This window comes from Limnobacter humi, from assembly GCF_024518835.1.
Lineage (GTDB): Bacteria > Pseudomonadota > Gammaproteobacteria > Burkholderiales > Burkholderiaceae_B > Limnobacter > Limnobacter humi.
Genome location: NZ_JANIGO010000011.1, coordinates 1 through 1035, shown reverse-complemented (window position 1 = coordinate 1035; position 1035 = coordinate 1). Strand labels below are relative to the sequence as shown.

At 52.6% G+C, this 1035-nt stretch carries 1 pseudogene; it reads left to right on the top strand.

The window, feature by feature from the left end:
- Positions 1–13: 13 nt before the first annotated feature.
- Positions 14–1015 (top strand): annotated as a pseudogene (locus NQT62_RS15310) (IS3 family transposase).
- Positions 1016–1035: the final 20 nt, after the last annotated feature.

The following is a 1035-nucleotide window of genomic DNA, read 5'->3' as shown; positions in this document are numbered from 1 at the left end:
AGTGAGAGACGACATGAAACGAGCCCGATTCAGTGATGAACAGATTGTTCGAATCCTGAGAGAAACAGACAAAGACACGGTCGTGGAAGTGGCCAAACGCCACGGTGTTAGCAAACCGACGATTTACGCATGGCGCAAGAAGTTTGGGGATCTGGAAACCGATGAGGTCCGGCGCTTAAAGACACTGGAGGCCGAGAACGCCAGGCTGCGCAAACTGCTGGTGGACCGTGACCTTGAAATCGAGGTAATCAAGGAAATCAACAGAAAAAAGTGGTGAGCGCGCAAGCGCGTCTTGAACAGGCCCATTACGCGATTGGTCGTGGAGTGAGCCAACGACGTGCCTGCACGCTGATGCAAGTAGCCCGATCAGGCCTGTATTACGAACGCAAGATACCCAGTCGAGACTTGCCGGTGATTGACGTGATGAGGCGCCTGTCAGGGCAATACCCAAGATTTGGATCAAGACGAATCCGAGTGTTCTTGGCCAGAGAAGGCCTTCAGATCGGCAAAGAGCGTTGTTCAAGGCTTTGGAGCCAAGCAGGCTTGCAGGTGCCAGCCAAGAAGAAGCGGCGTAGAGCGATTGCCAGCGCTGCGCCACGGCCCAAGATGCCTGATCAACGCAACACCGTCTGGAGCTACGATTTTGTGTATGACGCCTGTGCCAATGGTCAAACCATCAAATGCCTGACTGTTGTGGATGAATACACTCGGGAATGTCTGGCAATCGATGTAGCAGGCAGTATTCGTTCCAAACGAGTCATTGATGTACTGAGCAAGCTGATCAGTGTGCGAGGGGCACCAAAGTACCTCAGGAGCGACAACGGCCCGGAATTCGTGGCCACCAAGCTGCTGGAATGGGCGGTTCAAGAGAAACGTAATTATTGAAGACTGGAGGCAGCATTACAATGCGGTTCGACCGCATTCCAGTTTGAACTACCTGACCCCGAATGAATTCGTGACAGGATTGCAAAACAATTTACCAACCGAGACCAGAACGTTAAGTTCTCAGTGGTAGAAAGTTCCCGGGCAGGTCAC